The sequence below is a fragment of the Paenibacillus sp. FSL R10-2788 genome, assembly GCF_038003885.1.
Taxonomy (GTDB): Bacteria; Bacillota; Bacilli; order Paenibacillales; family Paenibacillaceae; genus Paenibacillus_AQ; species Paenibacillus_AQ odorifer.
The window spans coordinates 1642018-1665996 of sequence record NZ_JBBOQA010000001.1; the positions used below are offsets into that span (position 1 = coordinate 1642018).

General features: G+C 45.5%; 23 protein-coding genes and 1 riboswitch. Of the genes, 17 read left to right on the forward strand and 6 right to left on the reverse strand.

The features are described from left to right. Nucleotides 1–177 precede the first annotated feature (177 nt). Nucleotides 178–2793 (reverse strand): FAD-dependent oxidoreductase, encoded by a 2616-nt coding sequence (locus NSQ50_RS07195; RefSeq protein WP_076225213.1) that lies wholly within the window; start codon nucleotides 2791–2793, stop codon nucleotides 178–180. Between the two features lie 6 nt (nucleotides 2794–2799). After that, nucleotides 2800–3084, reverse strand: a complete 285-nt coding sequence (locus NSQ50_RS07200; RefSeq protein ID WP_036675735.1) for an ArsR/SmtB family transcription factor — start codon at nucleotides 3082–3084, stop codon at nucleotides 2800–2802. 101 nt (nucleotides 3085–3185) lie between these two features. Between NSQ50_RS07200 and NSQ50_RS07205 the strand changes: the two genes are divergently transcribed. The 3 genes from NSQ50_RS07205 (at nucleotide 3186) to NSQ50_RS07215 (ending at nucleotide 5831) form a co-directional block, all read left to right on the forward strand. After that, complete coding sequence (locus NSQ50_RS07205; protein ID WP_076144501.1) at nucleotides 3186–3506, forward strand: rhodanese-like domain-containing protein; 321 nt, start codon at nucleotides 3186–3188, stop codon at nucleotides 3504–3506. A 10-nt stretch (nucleotides 3507–3516) separates the two neighbouring features. Further along, entirely contained in the window at nucleotides 3517–3930 is a 414-nt protein-coding gene (locus NSQ50_RS07210; RefSeq protein ID WP_326058292.1) for a rhodanese-like domain-containing protein, read from the forward strand. Nucleotides 3931–5153: 1223 nt separating this feature from the next. Further along, the gene (locus NSQ50_RS07215; RefSeq protein ID WP_076225212.1) at nucleotides 5154–5831 is read left to right on the forward strand and encodes a winged helix-turn-helix domain-containing protein; all 678 of its coding nucleotides are present in this window, start codon (nucleotides 5154–5156) and stop codon (nucleotides 5829–5831) included. Here NSQ50_RS07215 and NSQ50_RS31560 read toward each other — a convergent pair. Next, the gene (locus NSQ50_RS31560; protein ID WP_445670437.1) at nucleotides 5809–6384 is read right to left on the reverse strand and encodes a DUF1720 domain-containing protein; all 576 of its coding nucleotides are present in this window, start codon (nucleotides 6382–6384) and stop codon (nucleotides 5809–5811) included. The genes NSQ50_RS07215 and NSQ50_RS31560 overlap by 23 nt on opposite strands. A gap of 500 nt (nucleotides 6385–6884) precedes the next feature. Here NSQ50_RS31560 and NSQ50_RS07225 point away from each other — a divergent pair, with 500 nt between their 5' ends. Further along, on the forward strand, nucleotides 6885–9716 hold the full coding sequence (locus tag NSQ50_RS07225) for a glycoside hydrolase family 3 protein (protein ID WP_076225111.1): 2832 nt from the start codon (nucleotides 6885–6887) through the stop codon (nucleotides 9714–9716). Nucleotides 9717–9762: 46 nt separating this feature from the next. Then, complete coding sequence (locus tag NSQ50_RS07230; RefSeq protein WP_076225112.1) at nucleotides 9763–10179, forward strand: HIT family protein; 417 nt, start codon at nucleotides 9763–9765, stop codon at nucleotides 10177–10179. A 50-nt stretch (nucleotides 10180–10229) separates the two neighbouring features. Here NSQ50_RS07230 and NSQ50_RS07235 read toward each other — a convergent pair whose 3' ends face one another. Beyond that, nucleotides 10230–10547, reverse strand: a complete 318-nt coding sequence (locus tag NSQ50_RS07235; RefSeq protein ID WP_036675726.1) for a hypothetical protein — start codon at nucleotides 10545–10547, stop codon at nucleotides 10230–10232. Between the two features lie 28 nt (nucleotides 10548–10575). Beyond that, nucleotides 10576–11514, reverse strand: coding sequence for an MBL fold metallo-hydrolase (locus tag NSQ50_RS07240; RefSeq protein ID WP_076225113.1), 939 nt, complete (start codon nucleotides 11512–11514; stop codon nucleotides 10576–10578). A gap of 148 nt (nucleotides 11515–11662) precedes the next feature. Then, nucleotides 11663–11770, forward strand: a riboswitch (guanidine-I (ykkC/yxkD leader). Between the two features lie 84 nt (nucleotides 11771–11854). Here NSQ50_RS07240 and NSQ50_RS07245 point away from each other — a divergent pair. From NSQ50_RS07245 to NSQ50_RS07255, 3 genes are all read left to right on the forward strand, one after another. Continuing rightward, nucleotides 11855–12217, forward strand: a complete 363-nt coding sequence (locus NSQ50_RS07245; protein ID WP_076225114.1) for a DMT family transporter — start codon at nucleotides 11855–11857, stop codon at nucleotides 12215–12217. Then, on the forward strand, nucleotides 12218–12532 hold the full coding sequence (locus tag NSQ50_RS07250; RefSeq protein ID WP_036675721.1) for a DMT family transporter: 315 nt from the start codon (nucleotides 12218–12220) through the stop codon (nucleotides 12530–12532). A gap of 195 nt (nucleotides 12533–12727) precedes the next feature. Then, the gene (locus tag NSQ50_RS07255) at nucleotides 12728–13567 is read left to right on the forward strand and encodes an aldo/keto reductase (protein ID WP_200870201.1); all 840 of its coding nucleotides are present in this window, start codon (nucleotides 12728–12730) and stop codon (nucleotides 13565–13567) included. Nucleotides 13568–14110: 543 nt separating this feature from the next. Here the strand turns inward: NSQ50_RS07255 and NSQ50_RS07260 are convergent. Next, on the reverse strand, nucleotides 14111–15184 hold the full coding sequence (locus NSQ50_RS07260; RefSeq protein WP_038569461.1) for a M42 family metallopeptidase: 1074 nt from the start codon (nucleotides 15182–15184) through the stop codon (nucleotides 14111–14113). A gap of 247 nt (nucleotides 15185–15431) precedes the next feature. On the opposite strand from NSQ50_RS07260, the gene NSQ50_RS07265 reads away from it, so the two are divergent. The 9 genes from NSQ50_RS07265 (at nucleotide 15432) to yqeH (ending at nucleotide 23971) form a co-directional block, all read left to right on the forward strand. Further along, a complete protein-coding gene (locus NSQ50_RS07265) occupies nucleotides 15432–15608 on the forward strand; it encodes a hypothetical protein (protein WP_155288103.1) in 177 nt (58 codons plus the stop codon). Nucleotides 15609–15747: 139 nt separating this feature from the next. After that, nucleotides 15748–16251 (forward strand): stage V sporulation protein AC, encoded by a 504-nt coding sequence (gene spoVAC, locus NSQ50_RS07270; protein WP_036675716.1) that lies wholly within the window; start codon nucleotides 15748–15750, stop codon nucleotides 16249–16251. Then, on the forward strand, nucleotides 16248–17279 hold the full coding sequence (gene spoVAD / locus NSQ50_RS07275) for a stage V sporulation protein AD (RefSeq protein ID WP_036675714.1): 1032 nt from the start codon (nucleotides 16248–16250) through the stop codon (nucleotides 17277–17279). Before spoVAC ends, spoVAD begins: the two co-directional genes overlap by 4 nt. 2 nt (nucleotides 17280–17281) lie before the next feature. Next, nucleotides 17282–17632, forward strand: coding sequence for a stage V sporulation protein AE (spoVAE, locus tag NSQ50_RS07280; RefSeq protein WP_036675923.1), 351 nt, complete (start codon nucleotides 17282–17284; stop codon nucleotides 17630–17632). A 155-nt stretch (nucleotides 17633–17787) separates the two neighbouring features. Next, nucleotides 17788–18744 carry an AAA family ATPase gene (locus NSQ50_RS07285; RefSeq protein ID WP_076144505.1) on the forward strand — a complete coding sequence of 319 codons (957 nt, stop codon included), beginning with the start codon at nucleotides 17788–17790 and terminating at the stop codon, nucleotides 18742–18744. 1 nt (nucleotide 18745) lies between these two features. Further along, the gene (locus NSQ50_RS07290) at nucleotides 18746–19990 is read left to right on the forward strand and encodes a DUF58 domain-containing protein (RefSeq protein ID WP_036675710.1); all 1245 of its coding nucleotides are present in this window, start codon (nucleotides 18746–18748) and stop codon (nucleotides 19988–19990) included. A gap of 1 nt (nucleotide 19991) precedes the next feature. Then, complete coding sequence (locus NSQ50_RS07295; protein ID WP_076144509.1) at nucleotides 19992–22232, forward strand: transglutaminase domain-containing protein; 2241 nt, start codon at nucleotides 19992–19994, stop codon at nucleotides 22230–22232. A gap of 87 nt (nucleotides 22233–22319) precedes the next feature. Next, nucleotides 22320–22841: a YqeG family HAD IIIA-type phosphatase gene (locus NSQ50_RS07300; protein ID WP_036675921.1), complete on the forward strand. Its 522-nt coding sequence runs from the start codon at nucleotides 22320–22322 to the stop codon at nucleotides 22839–22841. A 2-nt stretch (nucleotides 22842–22843) separates the two neighbouring features. Beyond that, nucleotides 22844–23971 (forward strand): ribosome biogenesis GTPase YqeH, encoded by a 1128-nt coding sequence (yqeH, locus tag NSQ50_RS07305; RefSeq protein WP_076125182.1) that lies wholly within the window; start codon nucleotides 22844–22846, stop codon nucleotides 23969–23971. Nucleotides 23972–23979: the final 8 nt, after the last annotated feature.

Here is a 23979-nt window from a genome sequence, read left to right on the forward strand (position 1 = left end):
TATTCGGATGAATGCCTATTAAATAGGATAGCAGGTTTTAGATTCTGTATCCATATCCAGCCAATTTCTGCATTTTGGTTATTCAAATCTATATCACCGATTCTCGTGAGTTCATTTTTATATAAAAAAGAGACTCTTCTATTTAAATAGAGGAGTCTCTTTGCTATGTTAAGGTATTTAGATAAATAGATTATGACCCGACTGATCGGCTTGGCCGAGGTAATAACCAACGCCGCCGATTCCGACACCGTCAATCAGTTCTTCACGAGTGATGCCCATAAGATCCATGGACATTTGGCAGGCGACGATTTCCACACCTTGGTCGATAGCCATCTGAATCAATTCTTCCAAGGAAGAGATATTTTTGCTCTTCATTAGAGAGCGGATCATCTTCGAGCCCATGCCCATCATGTTCATATTTGAAAGCGTCAGCTTCCGGCTGCCGCGTGGCATCATGGCACCGAACATTTTACCGATGAAGTTCTTGTTCACATGCACCTTCTCATCCTTGCGGATAATATTGAGGCCCCAGAAGGTAAAGAACATCGTGACTTTTTTGCCGCTGGATGCTGCTCCGTTGGCAATGATGAAGGAAGCGATCGCTTTATCCAAATCCCCGCTAAAAACAACCATTGTGCTTGCGTTGCTAGTTTGAATTACTTGTTCGCCTGCTCCGGTTGGTGCTGATGCTGAAGCCTCGATAACTCCTTTGCGCAGATAAGCTTCGATCATACCAGTAGGCAGCTTTGTTAGCTGCAAAAGCGTATGGTTGGACATACGAGTCCAAGCCTTGATATCCTCATAAAATCCGGGATCGGAAGCAGTTACCTTCAGGACTTGGCCGTCCAAGAGCGGGTCCATGCTCATTTTAACTTGGATCAGCGGCCCTGGGCAGCACAGTCCGCAGGCATCAAGCACGGAATCAGGTGCTAGTTCCGTTTCTATTTTGGATGAAGGGGCACCTATTGTGCTGGAGTTAGCAGTGAAAGCTGTAGCATTGACGGTTGGTGTAACTGTGCCAGTCCCAGTCTCTGTCCCAGTCTCTGTCCCAGTCCCAGTCCCAGGCTCCGTCATTGCTCCCGTTGCTGCGATTTCTTTACTGGCTACGGCTGTATCAACGTTTGGCGTCAAGTTATCTTTTTTTTTAGGCGTAAATTGGCTCATCTGATAGGTTTTATACCCCCCAGTCAGATTTTTCACACGGTAACCTTTTTGCTGCAAAATCCGGGAAGCGGTGTAGCCTCTGAGTCCAACTTGGCAATACACCCAAATTTCTTTACTAGGGTCAAGCTCGTTTAGCCGACCACGCAGATCATCCACAGGGATATTAATGGACCCTTCAATATGACCGTTGGCATGTTCGATTTCCGAACGTACGTCAACTAAAATGGTGTTGTTTTTGTCACGACCCTCTAAATCCTTAGGGACGAATACCGTAGTCAAACCTTGCAAAATATTTTCAGCGGCAAAGCCGGCCATGTTCACCGGATCTTTTGCGGAAGAATAAGGAGGGGCATAAGATAGCTCCAACTCCGTCAAATCAGTGACCGTACCTCTAAAACGAATAACTGTAGCGATATCGTCGATACGTTTATCTACACCGCTGTAACCCACAGCTTGTGCTCCTAGCACCGTACCTTTTGGATCAAAAATCAGCTTCATAGATATCGGAGTTGCCCCCGGATAATAGGTTGCGTGTGAGCTTGGATGTATATAAATCACGTGATACGGCAGACCCAAACGTTGTAGTGTTTTTTCGTTATTTCCGGTAGAAGCACCTGTGACTCCAAAAACCTTAATAATAGAAGTCCCTTGTGATCCTTTGTAAGTTGTGCCGAGACCACTGACGTTGTCCGCAGCAATACGCCCTTGCTTATTGGCAGGACCAGCTAGTGGAATGGCAGTTTTTGTTCCGTTTACGAAATCAACCACCTCAACCGCGTCACCTACAGCGTACACTTGATCCAGATTTGTCTCCATCCGCTCATTGACTACAATATGGCCACGGGGACCGAATTCTAAGCCACTGTCCTTCAGGAAAGAGGTATCCGGAGAAACGCCGATAGCCAGCAGAACCATATCACTTTGCAGTACAGTGCCACTTGCTAATTGCACCTGTATTTGTTCTCCCACCTCAGCAAACCCTTGGACCATATCGGAAAAAATAAGATTAACGCCATGCTCGTCAAGTTCTTTTGCCAAAATAGAAGACATTTCAGTATCGAACGGAGCTAATATTTGTGGTCCTGCTTCAATTAAGGAAACTTCCAGACCAGCTTCTCTAAGATTCTCAGCCATTTCCACACCGATAAATCCACCACCGATCACCACGGCCGAACGTGTGCCTTCTGCAGCGACTTTAGCTTTGACTTTGTCAGTGTCGGGAATGTTACGCAACATGTGTATTTTGGAACTCTCGATACCGGGCAGATTCGGACGAATCGGTTTAGCACCTGGCGATAAAATAAGCGCATCATAACTCTCTTCATAGGAGCCTTTTTCTATACTTTCTACTCGCACTTTTTTGTTCACGGGGTCGATAGACACTACTTCACTTTGAATCCGAACATCGATGTTAAAACGTTTATGCATCGCCTCCGGTGTCTGCACTAGCAGCTTGGAGCGGTCCTGAATGGAACCCCCGATATAATAAGGAAGTCCGCAATTGGCAAAAGAAATGTACGGATCACGCTCAAACATTACAATATGCGCATCTTCATCTAATCTCCGAAGTCGGGCTGCTGCTGATGCGCCTCCTGCAACTCCACCAACAATCAATACTTTTTTACTCATGATGACTTATTCCTCCCCTAAAAATAACTGAATCAGATGTTTGATTTTTTCGTCTTTAACAGAATAGTTAATTTCTAGCCCATTACGTTCGGTTTCAACGATGCCTAGTGATCTAAGCTTCTGTAAATGCTGGGAAACCGTAGATTGGGGAAGGTCGAGACAGTCCTGCATGAAGCTCACGTTGCAGCTGCCCTTTTCCAGAAGTCCTTTGATGATGCACAAGCGCACGGGATGAGCTATAGCCTTTAAGGTTTCGGCGGTTTGGTTATAAGCTTTAAAATTTTTGTCCATGGTAACGAACACCTCACTTTACAATATCCTTATATCGTAATATTATGATATAGAGATATGAAAATCAAGTTATTTTTATAAAGGTGAAGGAGAGATGCTCAATGTCTTTTAAAATTTCAAAGGAAATTACCCCACAGCAAGTGGCGGAACGCTTGAAGAATGGCGAGACTCTTACCATGTTGGATATACGCGAACCAGCCGAATGGGTGGAGGGACATGTAATGGGTGCTAAGCATATTCCGCTTGGACAGCTATTGATGCGCATAGATGAATTGGATTCTCATGGCGAGATAATTGTGATGTGCTTAAGTGGTGGCCGTAGTGGACTGGCTTGTGAGCTGCTGAGTGAAAAGGGGTATAACGTTGTGAACATGACGGGTGGATTAGGCGCTTGGACGGATGATTTTTTGGTACGGGAGTAATGGCATGAGCATGATGGTACGGATCCTACTGAGTATCGTAATAGTCTTTAGTATTGTAAGGTTTTTGCGTTACGCTTGGCCTGTTCGTTCACTTACTTATATAGAAGTCCGTGAGGTTCGCGAATTAGCGGATCAATCATTGGCTATGAAAATGCTCGATGTCAGGGATGCCGTTGATTACCAGAAGGACAGTATCCGTGGTTCGATAAATATATCGCTGGGGCGGTTACCCTATGTCTGGCAGCACTGTCTATCTCCAGGCGATTCAATATTAATTCTTGCAGGAAGTTACTACAAAAGAAATAAAGCTGCGCGAATTCTTTATAAGCAGGGATTTCGTAAGTTATATGCGGTAAACGGTGATTTGTTAGGGAACAAAAGAACGCTCTCCGACATTTCTGTGAAAGGTTGTTGTGAAGGATAATGGATTTATGATCATTGATTTCCCGTCTCGGATTGAAGCTAGGGTGTCGAAGTCAGGGTGTCGTTGGAATGATCTCTTATGATGCCTATGGGTGAGGCGCTCGGCATGCACATTTGCTAGGTGAGGGAGAGCAGCGAAGAGGAGCAATATGTCACTCTAGTTGAGCCGCTATATTAATGGTGCTAAGTTGTGATGTTGTGGCTAGGTCGCTATATTAATGATGCTAAGCCGCGATGTTGTGGTAGGTCGCAATATTAATGTTGCTAAGTCGCAATGTTGTAGGTAGGTTGCTACATTAATGTTGCTAAGTCGCGATGTTGTGGCTAGGCCGCTATATTAATGTTGCTAAGCCGCGATGTTGTGGCTACGTCGCTATATTAATGTAACTAAGTCGCGATGTTGTAGGTAGGTCGCTAAATTAATGTTGCTAAGTCGCGATGTTGTGGCTAGATCGCTAAATCAATGTAGCCAAGTCGATGTTGTAGCTAGGGCGCTAAGTGATGTAACTAAGACGCAATCCAGCCAGCCTCACTCGAACTCAGTTTTAATTGCATTTTGTGCAGCTAAACTTCAGTAGTTTTAGGAAAAGTAACAATTAACTGCACTTTGTACATCTAAATTTGATCATTTACGCGTAACTACCTTATATCTCCTTTTTTAGTTGTAGAAAGTACAACTAAATGGACTTTTAGGGGGATAAGGGTTAAATAGTTGCATGAAATACAATTAAATAGAAAAATCACAGGTCGATAGCCAGTGAATAGTGGAGAATGGGAGACGATTTTAGACAATTTCAAAAAGGTAGGTCGAATAATATTATTCTAGGGGAACTTAGTCAAACCGAGATTACTTTAACTGAACCTACTATACAAAACATACTATATTGAGCTAAGTCTAGTCGTCTAACTCAAAAGTAGTTTACTTAACCGAGATTGTTCTTGCTGAGCTAATACTAACTGAACTGTAGTGATCTAACTGTAGCTAAATTTAGCTGAACTCACTGTAGTGATCTAACTGTAGCTGAAATTACTTTAATGCAACATACTCTAACCAATGTGATTTTTTAATAGGCAAGTATATTTAGCTCGATGCTAACGTTGAATGTAGAGTGTCATTGACAGCATAAGAAGGCGAATACTATACTTTTGAGTAATAGGACGAAGCACGTCCCGCATCCATAATTGGGTGCGGGATTTTTTTATGCCAAGGAGGAGGGGAACGTTATGGGATTTACGGAAGAACATCGTAAGTGGGTGGAAGATCATATTAGTCGAAGAACGGGAGAAAGACGGGGGAGATTGGAGCGGGGACATGGGCATGGTGAGCGAATGTTTGCGGAGAAGGTTTGGTGGCCGATGATGGGTCATTTTGATAATCTCCATCCTGAATATGAAGTGTTGGATTGGCGGGGATGGCCTTATTTTGTTGATTTTGCGTGGAAGCCTGGGCAGGTTAAGTTTGCTTTTGAGGTAAAAGGTTACGGCCCACATGTGCAAAACACAGATCGGACGCGTTATCGGCAGGAATTGAATCGAGAGACTTATCTACAAATCGCGGGTTATCGGGTAGTGGCGATACCATATGATGATCTGGAAGCCAATTCTGAGAATACTATTTTTTTGTTGAGATCATTACTGATGCCGTACCTTGCCTTGAGGACAGAAGAGAAGGAGGCGTTTAGTCGACTGGAGCGTGATATTTTGCAAATTGTGGTGCGTTCGAACGGGGACATTCGGCCTGTTGATTTGGTGAGGGAGCTTGGCATTGATCTGCGTACAGTTAGGAAATGTATGAGGTCACTTTGTGAGAAAGGTAAGTTTAAGCCGATAGTTTCCCAGGTGAGTGGGAGGGTTTGTCGCTATGAATATGTACATTCACTTAACGATATTCAGCTGTGGTGAATAAACGGTATAAATCCCGTAGATGTGGGCGTGGAGCGGGAATTGGGCAAATGAACGGTATAAATCCCGTAGATTGCGGAGATGGAGCGAGAAGTGAGCAAATAAACGGTATAAATCCCGTAGATTGTGGGCGTGGAGCGAGAAGTGAGCAAATAAACGGTATAAATCCCGTAGATTGTGGGCGTGGAGCGGGAATTGGGCAAATGAACGGTATAAATCCCGTAGATTGGAGGCGTACAGCGGGAATTGGGCAAATGAACGGTATAAATCCCGTAGATTGGGGGCGTGGAGCGAGAAGTGAGCAAATGAACGGTATAAATCCCGTAGATTGCGGAGATGGAGCGGGAATTAGGCAAATGAACGGTATAAATCCCGTAGATTGCGGAGATGGAGCGGGAATTGGGCAAATAAACGGTATAAATCCCGTAGATTGTGGGCGTGGAGCGAGAAGTGAGCAAATAAACGGTATAAATCCCGTAGATTGTGGGCGTACAGCGGGAAGTGAGCAAATGAACGGTATAAATCCCGTAGATTGTGGGCGTACAGCGGGAATTGGTCAAATGAACGGTATAAATCCCGTAGATTGTGGGCGTACAGCGGGAAGTGAGCAAATGAACGGTAAAAATCCCGTAGATTGTGGGCGTGCAGCGAGAATAGGGCAAATAAACGGTATAAATCCCGTAGATTGTGGGCGTACAGCGGGAAGTGGGCAAATGAACGGTATAAATCCCGTAGATTGTGGGCGTGGAGCGAGAAGTGAGCAAATGAACGGTATAAATCCCGTAGATTGTGGGCGTGGAGTGGGAAGTGAGCAAATAAACGGTATAAATCCCGTAGATTGTGGAGATGGAGCGAATAACGAGCAAACCTACGTACTCACATCATCCCCCTAAATCTCTAATTATGACCTGATTTCTATTTAGATTGTTAAGGTGTTGCGGAGGAGGGGAATCTTCTATGATTAGATGGATAGGACGTATAGGAGTTTTTTTGAAGGATTGTCCTCGGGAATGAATGAAACCGCTATCAACAAGAGACGAAGGAGCGATTTTGATGGGAACAGATATAGCTAAATATCCATTTCAACAGATTGATTTACCTTTAAATGAGCGAGTGCAGGATCTGATCTCCAGACTAACACTTGATGAAAAAGTAAGCCTGATGCCTCAGTATCAAGCTGCCATAGAGCGTTTGGGTGTTGGGGCCTACAAGCATGGTACGGAAGCGGCGCACGGGATTTCTTGGCTTGGAAAAGCGACTTCTTTTCCTCAGCCAAGCGGACTGGCTTGTACTTGGAATCCAGAGCTGCTGAAGGAGATTGGTTCGGCCATCGGAGATGAAGCTAGAGCCTTTTACAAAAAGAATCCAACGGTGAACGGTCTGACGTTATGGGCGCCAACTGTGGATATGGAACGTGACCCGCGTTGGGGAAGAACCGAGGAAGCTTACGGTGAAGATCCAGAGTTGACCGGCCGACTCAGCACATCACTAGTGCAGGGAATCCAAGGTGATCACCCGGTCTATTTGAAAGCGGTAGCAACGCTGAAGCATTTCCTCGGCAACAATAATGAGATTGAACGCGGGAACTGCTCCGCGAGCATCGATCCGAGAAATATGCGGGAGTATTATCTGGAAGCGTTTAAGCCTGCTTTTCAAGAAGGTGGCGCACAGTCCATGATGACCGCTTATAACTCGGTGAATGGCGTGCCTGTTATTCTTCATCCGGCAGTAATGGATGTGGTTAAAGGCGAATGGGAAATGGATGGCTTTATTGTAAGCGATGCCGGCGATCTTTTTGGGATCGTGAAGGACCACAAGTATTATGAATCTTTTGCACAATCGATGGCTGAATCTATCAAAAATGGAATTGACAGCGTAACAGAAGAAACCGCAGAGACAATCAAGGTTCTTCACGAAGCGCTAGACCAAGGCCTCTTAGCAGAGGAAGATTTGGATCGTGCGCTTGCCAACACTTTCAGAGTTCGTTTCCGTCTGGGAGAGTTCGATCCGGCTGAGGGGAACCCATACGATGCAATCGACGATTCCGTTATTCTTAGCAAAAAACATACGGCACTCTCTTTGGAAGCTGCGAAACAATCTATAGTATTGTTGAAGAATGAACAAGGCACATTGCCATTGAACAAAAGCAGTCTGAGCAAATTGGCGATTATTGGTCCGCTTGGTGATGAAGCCTTTAGAGATTGGTATTCTGGCACATTACCTTATGGAGTGACTCCTTTGCAGGGTGTTAGCAAAAAGCTGCCTGGTAAACACATTACTTTTGAGAGTGGCGCAGATCAGATCATTCTTACTTCAGCTGCAAACGGCCAAGCTATCGGAATCACAGGTGAGGACGGAAGACTGGCTGTACAGCATGACATAGCAGAGCACGGAGAATTGTTCCAACATACAGCTTGGGGCTGGACGAGCAATACTCTGAAGGCGACAAGTCGCGGTCAGTATGTAACTTTAAGCGAAGCAGAGACTCTCACAGCATCTGCTGATGAAATTTACGGCTGGTTTGTAAAAGAATCGATTAACATCGTTCCGGAAAGCGAAGATACGGTATCTTTGCGGACCTGGAATGATAAAATGATCTCGGTGAATCCGGAAAATGGAACGCTGCAAGTGGCAGATCAGGATGCTAATGCGGAAGCACGTCTTTTTAAAAAGAACATTGTAACTAACGGCATAGAGGCTGCAGTAGAAGCTGCCAAGGCTGCGGAAATCGCTGTGGTTTTTGTGGGCAACCATCCACTCCTTAACGGAAAAGAAGAAATCGACAGACCGGATATTGTGCTTCCAGAGGAGCAAGAGCGACTGGTCAAAGCTGTCTATGAAGCGAATCCGAATACAGTTGTAGTCATTGTCGGCAGTTACCCGATAACTTCCACTTGGATTGACGAGAACATCCCGGCTGTATTGTATACCTCCCACAGTGGACAAGAGCTGGGCAATGCGGTGGCAGAAGTTCTTTTCGGCGATTACAGTCCTTCCGGCAAGCTGAACATGACTTGGTTCCGTTCTGTAGAACAGCTGCCTGAGCTGATGGATTATGATATTATCAAAGGCAAAAGAACATATATGTACTTTGACGGAGAGCCACTGTATGCGTTTGGACACGGCTTAAGTTATGCCCAAGTTTCCTACAGCAACCTAAGCCTAAGTGCTAAGGAGCTGCAAGCGGATGACACGTTTAAAATTTCCGTTCAAGTAGAGAATACAGGCGTTGTTGATGGGGACGAAGTGGTGCAGCTATATGTGCAAGCTCTGAATTCCCGGGTGAAACGTCCGATTAAACAGTTGAAGGGTTTTGAAAAAGTAAACCTAACCGCAGGTCAATCGCAAACCATAGAGTTTACGTTGCCGGTTGCCGAGCTGGCATTCTGGGATGTTACCCGTGAGCAATATTGCGTGGAAAATGGAGAGTACATGGTTCTGATCGGCCGTTCATCTGCTGATATCCAATTATCCGCTCAACTATCGGTTCAAGGGGACGTTATTCCGTCGCGTAATCTGTATATCAATACCAAAGCAGAGAATTACGATGACTACGAAGGCGTATATCTGGACGAGTGCAAAGCAGGCGGTGCTTCCATACATCCGGTAAAAGATGGCGCTTGGATCGCTTTTAAAGATGTATTGTTCGAGCAAGGGGCAGGAGCTTTTGAAGCCTTGGTATCCTCTGCAAAAGGTGGCACCCTCGAGATTAGAACGGGCAGCACAGCAGGGACAATGGTTGGATCTGTGACTGTACCATCGGGTGGCGTGTTGCAGCAGTGGAACACACTTACTGGTGAAGTATCCGTGGAATCTGGAACTACCGATGTTTATCTCATCTTTAATGGTGAGGTACTGCTTAGCCGTTTTCAATTTAATCAATAAGATAAGCTAGAGCGCTCTTAATTTCTTTGGATGGAGAGGTGCCTGTATGGATTGTTTGGGATGTCGGATCGCTAACGGGATTGAGGCTAACGTAAACGTAGTATACGAGAATGAAATTGTAACTTGTGTGCTCGACATTGCTCCATTTAACGAAGGACATCTCTTAATTCTCCCTAAAAAGCATTATTGGGATCTCGAAGATATCGATTCAGAAACATCGTATGCGATTATGGACGCTTCAAAGAAGCTATCAGTTGTCCTGAAGGTTTTGTTTGCACCTGATGGCATCAGCATTTGCCAAAATGGTGGGAAGTTTAACGACCTGACTCACTATCATATGCATCTTATTCCTAGATACGAAGGAGATGGCTTCGCTTGGAGCGAACCAATCCATCCGCACGGTGCCGAAAAGTTATTAAGCCAAACTCAAGCTGAAATTCTCAGTATCATAAATGAGTATTAAAAAAAGGACATTCCTGAAAGATCAGGGATGTCCTTTTCGTTTCTTTTCATCTAATCACAACCGCCCCCGCCAGCATCTCCACCCCCACCGCCGTCTCCACCGGCACTATGTCCGCCGTCTCCACCCCAGCTATGCCCGCTGTCAGGTCCAGAGTGGTGATGCGAGTGATCTCCAGGGTGATGATGATGGTGGTTAGAGTGGTTTGGATCCAGCAGATCCGGATGACTGGCAGCCATAAAAGACATGTTGGCGGCATCATTTTGCCTATTTCTATCAAAGGTACTTCTGTTCGAGCTCGAGCCATTCCGTATAACGGCTTGTATAATAATAAATACAGCGACACCTACAAATAGTATCCCAAAAACCATAACGAACCTCTCCCTTCAACTCCAAAAATTAGTTATTAGCTGCTTTCGTCAAAAACTCAAGATTTCTGTAAAAAATACTCCCATAATTCCAGCCCAGATAAGGCTCAGGAATTTCTATATGGTTCACATTCACATTCATGTCTTCGTGTATCAATGATTCGCTAATATGGATTATATCATTTATATACCGTTTTATTTGCTGTAGATAATGTTTTTGAGTAACGGGCCCGTGACCGGGAACAATTATGTTCACATCTAAGCGCTCGACATAAGTAAGTGCCTCCAACCAGGATAAGGGATTACCGTCTACTAATAATGGATGATTATCAACAGCGACAATATCTCCAACAAAAGCTAAAGAATCGGAAGGAGAAAATAGAATAGAATCGCATTCCGTATGGGCAGCACCCACCGATAAGAGCTCAACGGATCTAGCCGAGCCATGTATGGTCATTTTGCGGTCATAAGTTAGTTGGGGAAGCGTTACTTCAAGCGTTAGTATAGACTCTTTGATTTCTAGTAAATAACCTATTTGCGAAAGGAGCTCTCGTTGTTTGGAAGCGTTCAGTTCGAGCTCGAGAGAGGTATTAAGCTTATTAAGATCCTCATCAAGATTAGGAAGCAGTTTCTTCATTCGGGCTAGCCAGTCGGGTTGAGTTTTTATCATGAGCTCTCTAGTTCTACTGGAGGATATGATTACTTCTTTCGAGAAGAATTGGTTCCCTCTAACGTGGTCTCCATGCCAATGGCTGTTGATGACGTATTTGATAGGTTTATTAAAATAATACAGAGCGGCATCCCTAAGATCTTTGCCAGCTTGTGGAGTGTTGAATGTATCAAAGATTAATGTGTAATCACCCATATCTATCAAACCGGCATTGCTCATGGCTCCGCCTTGCTCCTTCGCTTCAAGGCAATAAATGCCTTCCACTAGAGGGACGCAGTTAAAATGTCTGGAATGAAACATAAATTAACCTCTTTTCCTAGATAATCGAATGAAATTTATATCTATTTTATAATTTTATGGAAGTTTATACTATGATTTAATTACTCTCGGAATAGAAAAGGTTGCTTTTATACGCCCGATTTGCTACCATACGATGTAACTTAATCATTTATTTGTTTTCTAGGGTTCCGCAGCGAGTGCACAGCTGGTCTGGTCCGAGGGAAAACGCACGAACATTAAGTTTGTGTCTACACGGAGGGATAAAAGCCCGGGAGGTATCGCCATTTGGCGATGACCTTCCGGGCTTATTTGTTTGTCCGTGGGCAATCATAAGATATGGTGAATTGAAGGAGGGCTTGAAATGAAAAAGAATTCACAGTGGCTGAAGGTAGTTGGCGCTGCGATTTTCGAAGTCATGTGGGTCATAGGTTTAAAGCATGCTTCAAGCGTGTGGGAGTGGCTGATCACAGTTGTAGCCATAATAATAAGTTTCTATGTCATTATTTCAGCAAGCAGTAAATTACCGGTGGGTACCGTATATTCTGTATTTGTTGGGCTGGGGACAGCAGGTACAGTCATTGCGGACATGGTTTTATTCGGTGAACCCTTCAAGCTAATGAAGCTGGTACTGGTGGTTATTTTGCTGGCAGGAGTAATAGGTCTGAAAATGGTAACTAACGAAACCAAAGATATCAAAGAAACTGAAATAAAGGGGGAGTCTTAAATGGCATGGGCATTTTTGGTTGTTGCTGGATTGTTTGAAATGTTCGGAGTGGCTATGATCAACAGGTTGAATAAACACCGGAATCTGCAGTCGTTTTTGCTGCTCTTCCTTGGTTTTGGGGGAAGTTTTCTTTTTCTATCATTTGCAATGAAAAGTTTGCCTATGGGTACAGCTTATGCGGTATGGACGGGGATCGGTGCATCTGGTGGGGCGATTTTGGGGATGCTTTTATATGGAGAGGCCAAAGATTGGCGGCGGGTTATCTGTATTTTTATGATACTGGGAGCCGCAGTGGGGCTGAAGTTGATAGCGTAGTTAGCAATCAATTTGTTGCTTTTTCTCTCCTAAAGGAAAGATAAGTTATAAATTAGACACGATTCAGATGTTTCGAAAGGGTCATAAAGGTCGTATAAAGTAAGTATACAATTTATCGGTAAGGAGATTTTTACAATGACTAAGGATTCAATCGAGCATTTGGCTGAAATTGTGAAAGTGAACCGAGCTAACCGCATGCTTCTTCCAGATGGTACCTCTGTGCCTAGAATAGGACAGGGAACTTGGAATATGGGTGATGATGTTTCCCGTAGAGAGGAAGAAATTGCTGCTCTTAGATTAGGCGTGGAATTAGGCATGGATTTGATAGATACGGCTGAGATGTATGGGGAAGGAAACTCAGAGCTTTTAGTAGGTGACGCTATTAAAGGAATTCGGGATGACGTTTTCCTGGTGTCCAAAGTATACCCACATAATGCCGGCAACGAGAATCTTATTCGTAGCTGTGAAGAAAGCTTGCAACGACTGAATACGGATCATCTGGATCTCTATTTACTGCACTGGCGGGGAGATATTCCGCTTGAAGTGACTGTGGAAGGCATGGAGAAACTGGTCTCTCAAGGTAAAATAGCAAGATGGGGTGTATCGAACCTCGATGTTGACGATATGAAAGAGCTGCTTAGTATAGCTGGGGGAACTCACTGTGCTATGAATCAGGTGCTGTATCATTTAGGGTCGAGAGGCATTGAAGCTGAATTGCTGCCATGGCAGAAAAGTCACCGCATGCCCGTAATGGCGTACTCTCCGCTTGCACAAGCAGGCGCGCTCCGCAAAGGGGTTATTGAGAGTGAGGCGGTTCAGGAAATTGCCCGTGTTCATAACGCAACACCACTGCAAATAATGTTAGCTTGGACGATCCGCGAGGAGGACATCATTACGATTCCGAAAGCTTCTTCACGTGAGCATGTAATTGAGAATGCTGCTGCAGGTTTAATTACGCTGAGTGAAGAAGAAAGATGGAAGCTGGATGAGGCTTTCCCGATACCTTCGTGGAAAGTGCCACTGGATATGAGTTGATATAGCTGTCTGAGAATGGTCAAAGAGCTCGCCGTGAGGCGGGCTTTTTTTATATGGGACGGGGGATAGTGGAGTATCTATAGGACACAGATGATCTTAAACGCAGAAATATGCCACTTTTGGAGGAGTATCGGACACCATAGTCGCTATTAGCATGAATGACACCAATTATGAGCCCATTTCTATGGAATAGTGTCACTGGGTTCGGAAGCAACATTGGGGGCGTAAATAGTAAACAACATGGGTGCGTTAGCAAGCAACTTGGGGAGCGTAAACAATAAACAACGTGTCGCCGTAAGCAAGCAACTTGGGAGCGTAAACAATAAACAACGTGGGTTCGTAAGCATCATGGGTCCGTCGTAGTACCTATAGCGGGATCAGCGAGCAATGGGATTGATAAGCATAAGCACAATTGGTTTTTAAAAGTAATATCGGGGTTTGTAAACACCACTGGGGCGCAAGTGACACAGGTCCGTAAGCCACGACCCCAAAAAAAAGCAGCAATCCTTCAAAAAGGATTGCTGCTCTTTTAAAAATAAGAACCTAACTGTTCTCGATAATCGTTTGCAGTGTAGTGCGGTCGAGGCCTTCTACGAGTTTAACTAACAGCTCTTTAGCAGCTTCGTAGTCATCGCTATGAATAACTGATGAAGCGGTATGAATGTAGCGGGAGCATATTCCGATGACTGCGGAAGGAACGCCGATTCCACTTACATGAACCTGACCTGCATCTGTTCCACCTTGGGAGACAAAATACTGGTATTTGATCTTGTGAGTATCCGCTGTGTCTTGTACATATTCGATCAGGCCGCGATGTGTAACCATCGTTGGATCAAAAATGCGCAGGAGAGCGCCTTTACCCAAATGGCCAAAGGCTTGGCTATCACCGGTCATATCAGCAGCAGCGCTCGCATCCAAGCCAAAGAAGATGTCTGGGGACAGAAGATTAGCGGCTGTACGTGCTCCACGAAGTCCAACTTCCTCTTGTACGGTAGCTCCAGCATAAACAGTATTAGGCAGCTTTTTGCCGTGTAATGATTTAACCAGCTCAATGGCGAGACCTACGCCGTAACGGTTATCCCACGCTTTAGCCATGATTTTTTTAGGGTTGGCAAGCGGGGTGAACGGACAGATTGGCAGTACTTGTTGACCTGGTCTGACGCCAAAGCTTTCTGCCTCTTCACGGCTGTCTGCACCGATATCAATATACATTTTGCTGATTTCGCCCGTCTTGCCGCGTTCTTCAGCGCTTAGTAGATGGATAGGGGTGCTGCCAACAACACCAGTCAATGTGCCTTTTGGTGTAATGATTTGGAGACGCTGGGAAGCAACAGCAGAAGCAAGCCAGCCGCCTAGCGGTTGAAAACGAATCATCCCGGTGTTAGTAATTCCGGTGACCATAAAGCCCACTTCGTCAAAATGTCCAGCGACCATAATTTTTGGCCCGTTTTCCTCACCGCGCAATACGCCGAACAGACTTCCGAGACGATCCTGCACGAACTCTTCGGTATAAGGTGTCATAGCATCCTTGACGTAAGCGCGGAGTTCGCGCTCAAAGCCCGGGGCTGCAGGGAATTCGGTAAGTGTTTTGAATAGATCCAATGTTTCTTGATTCATTTGAAATCACTCCTTTATTAAAATATAAGGACGTATAAGCTTTGCGTTATACATCATCCTTATAGTTCTACGAGAAACGGTTGCCATCCAAAATGGACGACAACGTTATTTCTTCCTGCCACTTAGTATGAACATTGTGAGCTCACTTGTCCATGCTAAAGAGACAAATGAACACCCGGTGAACGCTCCGCGAATACAATGCAATAGGGGCTCTGGTGGCAGGAGCTTTAGAAAGGATGCGAAGGAAATGAGGGTAGCAGGTAGTGTACCCAAAAGAAGGGTGCAGGGAGGATACTCCAAAAGAAACCTAAAGGTTAGCGGAGCGCGTAGACGTTACTGGCGCCACAACTCTCTGGAAAAGGAAGCGGTGCTTATTCTTGTGCTGTTCCTGCTGCTGATAGTTGTGTTACTGTATTTTTCCTGAATTGGAGGGACATAACGAAGCGGGGTATGGCAAACAATAAGGAAAACTTCTAAGCGAAGAAACAACTTGAGGGGCTCAAAGTGAGTACTACTATGATGCTTGTCAGCCCCCTTCGCCTAACTTTCAGGAGGTGCTCTCAATGCCGGCGAAAACGAAAAAATCGGGTGTCAAGCTGAAGCTTGATACCCTGACCCCGCAAGATTACGAGAAATTGTCCAAGCCCTTTGTACCCGCTAGGCCCGTATTCAAAAACTGTGTGCGAGCATTTCTTGCTGGCGGCCTAATCTGTGTAATTGGACAAGGGATTCAGGAGGCTTATATGGCCATATTCGATATGACCTCCAAAGAAGCTGCAAGTCCAACTGTAGCGACGATGATTCTACTCTCTGTAATTCTGACCAGCTTTGGCGTTTATGACAAAATGGCCCAATGGGCCGGTGCAGGAACTGCGGTTCCGGTTACTGGTTTTGCGAACAGTATGTGTTCAGCAGCTCTGGAACACCGTGCGGAAGGACTTGTGCTCGGTGTGGGTGGCAATATGTTCAAGCTGGCGGGTTCAGTCATCGTATTTGGTGCTGTCGCTGCTTTCATAATTGGTATCGTCTATCTCTTTTTAGGCGTAGGTGGAGGTGCACATACATGAAACAGCTTGGCAGTCAGACTTGGGAGTTCACGAGCCGTCCCGTTATTTTAGGCTCTTCCGCTGTAGTGGGGCCTGAAGAGGGAGAGGGTCCATTAACGTCAGATTTTGATTTTATATTTGACTCCTTGGAAATGGGAGAAAAAACATGGGAAAAGGCCGAGCGGGCTCTTTTCGAAAAAGCTTCCCTACTGGCACTGATTAATGCAAACCTCGATAAGGAGAAGCTGGAGTTTTTTGTTGGCGGAGATTTGATGAACCAGATTATCAGCAGCTCCTTCGCGGCAAGAAAATTAGGTGTGCCTTATCTTGGAGTCTTTGGTGCTTGCTCCACTTCCATGGAGAGCCTGGCGATTGCCTCTATGATCGTTGATTCCGGAGGGAGCAAATACGTGCTCGCGGGAACATCCAGCCATAACTGTACGGTGGAAAAGCAATTCCGTTATCCTACCGAATACGGTTCACAGAAGCCGCCAACAGCGCAATATACGGTCACAGGCTCGGGCTGTGCTGTAGTAGGTCAGAATGATGGAACTGGCAACAATCCAGTAGTGGTCTCGGCTACCCTTGGACGAATAATGGATCTCGGTTTGACAGATCCTTTTAATATGGGAACAGCGATGGCACCGGCGGCGGCGGATACGATCACTGCGCATTTTCGGGATACCGGACTATCCCCCGGGCATTATGACTTAATTGTAACAGGCGATCTTGCATCTGTAGGCTTGCCCATTGCGAAAACCTTATTAGCTAAAGAAGGGATTCCAATGGAGCAAACAACCTTTGATGATTGCGGTTTGCTTATCTACGATTTGGAGAAACAGAAGTATGTGATCGCCGGAGGAAGTGGTTGTGGATGTTCCGCGGTAGTGACTTATGGTCATATACTCAAGCGTATTAAAAAAGGTGAGCTTAAACGGGTGCTGATTGTGGCAACTGGAGCCTTATTATCCCCATTGTCATACCAGCAGGGAGAGAGCATTCCGTGTGTGGCTCATGCTGTTGCTATAGAAAGTGGAGGTGGAGTTTAATGATGATTTACTTATGGGCTTTTCTGATCGGAGGAGCCATTTGCGTTATAGGCCAGCTGATGTTTGATGTATTGAAGCTGACACCTGCACATACGATGAGTACATTAGTTGTAGCCGGAGCGATTGCTGATGCTTTTGGCATCTACGATCCACTTGTGAAATTTGCGGGTGCAGGCGCAACCATTCCAATCACAAGCTTCGGTAACTCTTTGGTCCATGGGGCATTGACAGAGCTGGAACGGGATGGCTGGATCGGTGTAGTTACAGGGATTTTTGATATCACGAGCGCAGGGATTTCGTCAGCGATTGTGTTCTCTTTCCTGGCTGCATTGGTTGTCCGGCCTAAAGGATAATGGGATTCTAGCGCTTTAGATTAGAACCTGCGGGACATTGTGTCCTGCGGGTTTTTGGTTTGTTTACACTTCGTAAGCTTCAACAATGTACTTTGGGTCCCCTAATCATGTAAAATATAAATATTACTGCTTATTCTGACCTAGGAGGATCATATATGCCCGTTCGTCAAGAATCAATGCACATCATGAATGCTGTCCGTAATAATCTAGAATCCTGCATACTTGGAAAATCATTTGAAATACAATTGCTGCTAACAGCGCTGCTTGCCGGTGGTCATGTTCTGATCGAGGATGTACCGGGAACAGGAAAGACCCAGCTTATTCGCGCACTTTCCAGATCAATGTCCGGGGAGTATCGCCGGATACAATGTAATCCGGATATTCTTCCGAGTGATATTACCGGTGTATCTGTGTATCATCCGAGGGACGAGATGTTTCATTTCCGCCCAGGTCCGGTGATGACGAATATCCTGCTGGCTGATGAAATTAACCGAGCCACGACAAAGACACAATCCGCCCTTCTGGAAGTGATGGAGGAACGTAATGTAACCGTAGATGGGGAGACCTATCCGCTTCCGCATCCATTTATGTTGTGCGCCACCCAGAATCCGATAGATTTTGAGGGAACCTACACGCTGCCGGAAGCTCAGTTGGATCGTTTTATGCTAAGAATTAGTCTTGGTTATCCTGATGCAGCAACCGAAAAAAATCTATTGCTGAGCCATCAAGAAGGTCAACCAGTGGACAGGCTTACAACTGTCACTAGTATGGAGCAGATCGCTAGTATTCAAGAGGAGATTCGTGAGATTTATATGAGTGATCCTGTACTGAATTACTTGTTAGATATTGTACGCCAGACAAGAGAGCATCCGCTTGTATTGCTAGGTGCAAGTCCACGTGCTTCGTTATCGTTTATGCTGGCTTGTAAAGCTTATGCTTTCCTACAGGGAAGGGATTATGTTCTTCCGGATGACGTAAAGGTGCTTACTCCATTTGCCTTGGGTCATCGTATATTGCTGCGTCCAGAGTCGCGCCTAGATAATATTAGCGTAGATTCTCTGCTTCAAAAGCTTCTGCAGAGCATTCATGTGCCTGTTACGATGAGGCAATAATATGAGACGTTATTTGTCTACGGTGGCAGCTCACATTCAGCCTACCAAATTCGCCAGCATCCTTGTAATTTGGAGTATTACTCTCTTATATGTACTATTTCAGGGCGGTAAAACTGCATTTATGTTGTTTATTATGGTCTCTGTACTTATTGCATATCTTTTTGCTGGAGGTTTAGGAGGCGTTCGGCGGGCTAAGGGTGTTCGCAGTTTTTATGCCGAACAGGATAAGGGAGATTTGCTCTCTGCCGGTGGGTATCTTCGTGTAGGTCTGAAGGTCACAATCCCGGGGATTTTGCCTTTACCTTATGTGGTTGTAAGGGAAGTTCTGAAACGGCATAATGGCGAATCATGGGTATTTGAGGAAAGCCTGATTCCCAGCCTCAGAGGGCATGGGGAACTGCGGTTTCAGACACCGGTTCTGGAACGGGGCACTTATACATTTTCAGATACGGATATCATCAGCCAAGATATTTTTGGCCTTGTCGAGCATAAAGGTACTTTTCTGGCTGAAGGACAGTTTCAGGTGTTGCCTCGTGCAATCTATGTTCCGCGCTGGCAGTTATATGAAAGAAAATCCCGTCTTTCTGGACCACAGACCTCTGTTGTTCAATCACGTCGTGAGACCACCCAAATTAACGGTGTACGCGACTACGTATACGGCGACCGCCTAACACGCATACATTGGAATGCAACGGCAAAGACAGGCTCGTGGAAGTCCAAAGAGTTCGAGCATGAGTCGATTCCCAAAACCATTCTAGTTCTGGACGGCTCTGCTTCTGCTTATATGAATTCGAATCAATTTGAACTCGCAGTCTCTGTAGCAGCTTCACTTCTTGGTTTCGGTATTCGAGAGCGGATAGGGATCGGTCTTTGCTGCTTGGATAAGACCACGAAGGTATTTGCACCAGTTGAAGGTGCTGCTGAACGTCAGAAAATGATTCAATATTTGATCGATCTTAACGCCGAAGGGCATGGTCCACTCATTTCCCGTTTGGAAAAAGGATATCGTATGTTCCCTAAAGGCTCATACTTCGTGCTAATTAGTCCTCAAAGTGGCCAACCTGTACTGGATGCATTACGTTGGGCTGACAGCAGAGGGATGACTCCGTCTCACATTCATATAGGGAATTTATCAGAAACGAACAGCAGCACAGATTGGACAGACGTTCTAAGATCACGGGGGATTACAGGCTACAGCATTAGCTCACTGCAAGAGCTTCCCATAGTATTAGGAGGGGAAGTCTGATATGAGAAACTGGTGGAATCAGATGAAATTCTCCTGGCACCGTTCTTTAGGTCTATTGTGGCTTTTGATTATAGCCCACCAGTGGGTCTCTTATACGGAGCCTATCTGGTTAAGACAGACAACTGCTGTTGTGTGGGCTGCATTAATAACGATCACCGTGATTGAAATCATAATTCCTGTAAAAGTTCAGATAAGGCTCTTTATTGAAGCGGCAGCTATTATTTATATCGTTTATCGGATACTTATCAATTATGGTTTATACGTTGCTGATCCTTGGGCAACAACCCTCCCGGACAGACTGCAGGATATTGCAGTTCATATGGTGCCCTATATCTGGTTTGCCCTCGGAGCCTCAGCCCTGCTGCTGTTGTCGTCTTGGTGGGCATCCTCAAAAAGACGTATTTTATGGTTTATAGGAATGAACATAGTGGCCTTGGCTGCCTTGGATTCCTTTACATCTATTGTTTTGTGGCAGGAAGTAGCCTGGACGGTATTTGCGGGGATGGGCTGGCTGGTCAGCCAGCATTTGAGAAGCTTCCAGCTTCATTATCCGCGTGGTTGGGTGCATCTGCTGAAATATCCCACGAAAATAGTCATTAATATTGCCATCGTCTTCTCTTTGGTCATCCTAATTGGAGTGAATATGCCTGGGGTAAGGCCTACCCTAACCGATCCTTATACCGCTTGGCAAGAATGGAATGGGATTGGGAAGTCTTCTGGGAAGGGCACAGTTGGGACCACGAAATCTGAGATGGGTTCTGTCTCCCCTACTAACAATACTTCGTCAGGCTACAGTCTGAATGATGATCAACTAGGTGGCGGCTTTACCTTCGATTATACACCGGTGATGACAGTGGTTTCTGATTTACGTATTTATATGCGGGGAGAAACGCGCAGATTATATTCCGGAAGAGGCTGGGTCGATAGAGATCGGTTAAATCGGGGACCTCTAGAAGCGGTGGATGTAGGTGAAGCTTTAGAGAGCAGTGTGGGTTCTAAAGTAAATACACGAACACTGAAACAAACAGTAACCGTGCTTAATAATAATGAATTTCCTGTGCTGTTTGGCACTTATTCAGTATCTTCGGTGGATTCTTTAAATGGGGAAAAAGCTGGAAATGGACTCTCCTGGAGAAGCCGGGACAGCGAGCTGATCTGGGATGTGGATGGGAAGAAACTCGCTTATCCGTCTACCTTTGAGGTGACGTCTGAGGTTCCTGTAATTCCTGTTCAAGAATTGACAACAAAGACGTATGAGGAGCTATATAAAGGGAACGATTTGGAGAAAATGTTTCTTCAACTGCCTAACGATTTTCCTAAAAGAGTCAGGGAGCTGGCTGAGGAAATCACGGCTGAAGGAAAAACGCCGTATGAAAAAACAGCGCTTTTGCAACAATACTTACAACAAACCTTTCCATATACCAATAATCCAGATATATCACGTGTCACAAGCAACGATTTTGTAGAAGGGTTTTTGTTTGAGTTAAAGGAAGGTTACTGTGATTATTATTCTACGGCACTGGTTACTATGGCGCGCTCTCTGAACATCCCTGCACGATGGGTTAAGGGGTACGCACCTGGGGAACAGCCAGAAATCCCAATGAATCCGGCACAACAGCAATCAGGCACAGTGAATAATAATTATACAATTACCAATGCGGATTCCCACTCTTGGGCTGAGGTTTACTTTGGTGATTATGGTTGGATTCCAGTTGAAGCTACACCTGGATTTAATATTCCGCTTTTAACTCAGAATGAGCAAACCCCTGAAGTCGAGTCAGAAGATCAAGAAGAACAGGCAGAACCTACACCAGCGCCTGTGAATAACGCACAAGAAGATCAAGGGTTTCATGTAGGTCTTTGGGTTGTTGTGGCAGCTGTAGCGGTGTTGCTGTCCTGGACGATTTTTATAGTTTGGCATAGACGCTTTAAGCTTCGCTTCTTCATGCAGCAGCTGCGCAATGGCCGGCCTTTAACGCCAGATCAGAAAGTAGTGGCGGAAACTGAGCGTTGGGTAAGGTATTTGCACCGCAAGGGAATGCTAAAAGAAGAGCACGAAACTTTGCGTGAAGCCGTAGATCGCTGGAGTGGAGAACGTCCGGCAGTGGCTGATCATCTATCCTCACTACTAGCAATGTTCGAAAAGGCGAAATATAGCCCTGAGGTTATTGAAGACAAAGACTGGCAGAGCGTGTATACTGAAGCTTTGTGGGTGCGGAGAAAAATGAGATCCAAGAAATAACACTTTGCGTGAAAGTATAGCTACAGATTTATTTGCGATGCGCAAGGAGTATGTTATAGTTTTTTGTATGAAATCGAGGTGAACGTATTGTTTGAAATGTTAGTTCCCAAACTCCGGGTGAATACGGTATTCGATATTGCTCTGGACGAGCTGTATAGACAGGGATATCGCGGAATCATCACGGATCTGGATAACACACTGGTCGGTGCCAAAGCGCCTGTGGCTACTCCGGAGCTGTTGTTATGGTTCGAAAAGGTGAAGGAACTGGGCTTTAAGCTCATCATCGTATCTAACAATAACATGGAACGGGTGTCCCGCTTTGCAACACCGCTTAATATTGAATTTGTGCACCAGGCTCGTAAACCGAGTAATGCTCCTTTTCTCAAAGCGATGAAGCAGATGGAGCTGCCCCCTGAACAAACGATTGTGGTGGGAGACCAAATGCTTACTGATGTATACGGCGGCAATCGCCTTGGCCTGTATACTGTTTTGGTACTGCCAATCTCCGTCAAGGACGAGGGGTTCGGCACAAGGTTTAATCGCCGGGTAGAGCGGGTTGCTCTGACACGGCTTCGCAAAAAAGGATTGTGGCACGAGGAGGATAAATAGTAATGAACGAACAAAGCGAAACACAGCGTCCTGAGAAGTGCAGCGGTTGCGGCATCAAGCTTCAGACGGAGCATAAGGATCAACCAGGATACCTTCCGGAGGTTGCACTTGAACGGGACCCGGTGATTTGCCAACGCTGTTTCCGGATTAAAAATTATAATGAGGCTTCATCTGTTTCGGTGAATCAGGATGAATTTCTTCGCCTGCTGAGTGGAGTAGGAGAGAAGAATGCGCTTGTTATTCATATTGTCGATATCTTCGATTTCGAAGGCAGTCTGATTTCCGGCCTGCAGCGGTTTGTTGGCAATAACCCTGTTATTCTTGCAGTGAATAAATGTGACTTGCTGCCGAAAGTTACAAACTGGAACAAGTTGCGTAACTGGATGCAGCAGCGCTGTAAAGAGGAAGGCTTGCGGACGGCTGAAATCGTACTTTGCAGTGCGAAACGCAATCAAGGTTTTGACCGTTTGCTGGAAGCCGTAACGGAGTTGCGCGGTCAACGTGACGTATATGTAGTGGGTGCTACCAATGTGGGCAAATCCACACTTATTAATCGTCTGATTTCGGACTATAGCGATTTAGAGCAGGAGTTAACGACTTCACGTTACCCTGGCACAACACTCGATACAGTCAAAATTCCATTGGATGACGGCCACTACATTATAGATACTCCAGGGATTGTGTATCCTTGGCGTTATAGTGAATTAGTTGAGCGTCAGGATCTGGATGCAGTTATGCCTGCCAATCCTTTGAAGCCGACAGTCTATCAGTTGAACGAAGGACAGACTCTTTTCTTCGGTGGATTGGGGCGTTTTGATTTCGTACAAGGCCCGCATCAATCCTTCACTTGCTTTATTAGTGGTACTTTAAAAATCCATCGCACGAAGCTGGAACGCGCAGATTCCCTCTATCAGGATCATCGCGGTGAAATGCTGTCTCCACCGGGAAGTGACCGGATGGACAAGCTGCCACCTTGGCAGCGGCATGAGTTCCGGATTAACCGGGGCAGCAGAGCCGATCTGTATATTTCGGGTCTGGGCTGGATTAAGGTTAATGGAACTGAAGGTGCAGTTGTGGCCATTCATGTTCCGCGTGGTGTGAAGGTGCTTACCCGCCCTTCGATGATTTAACGAGGGAG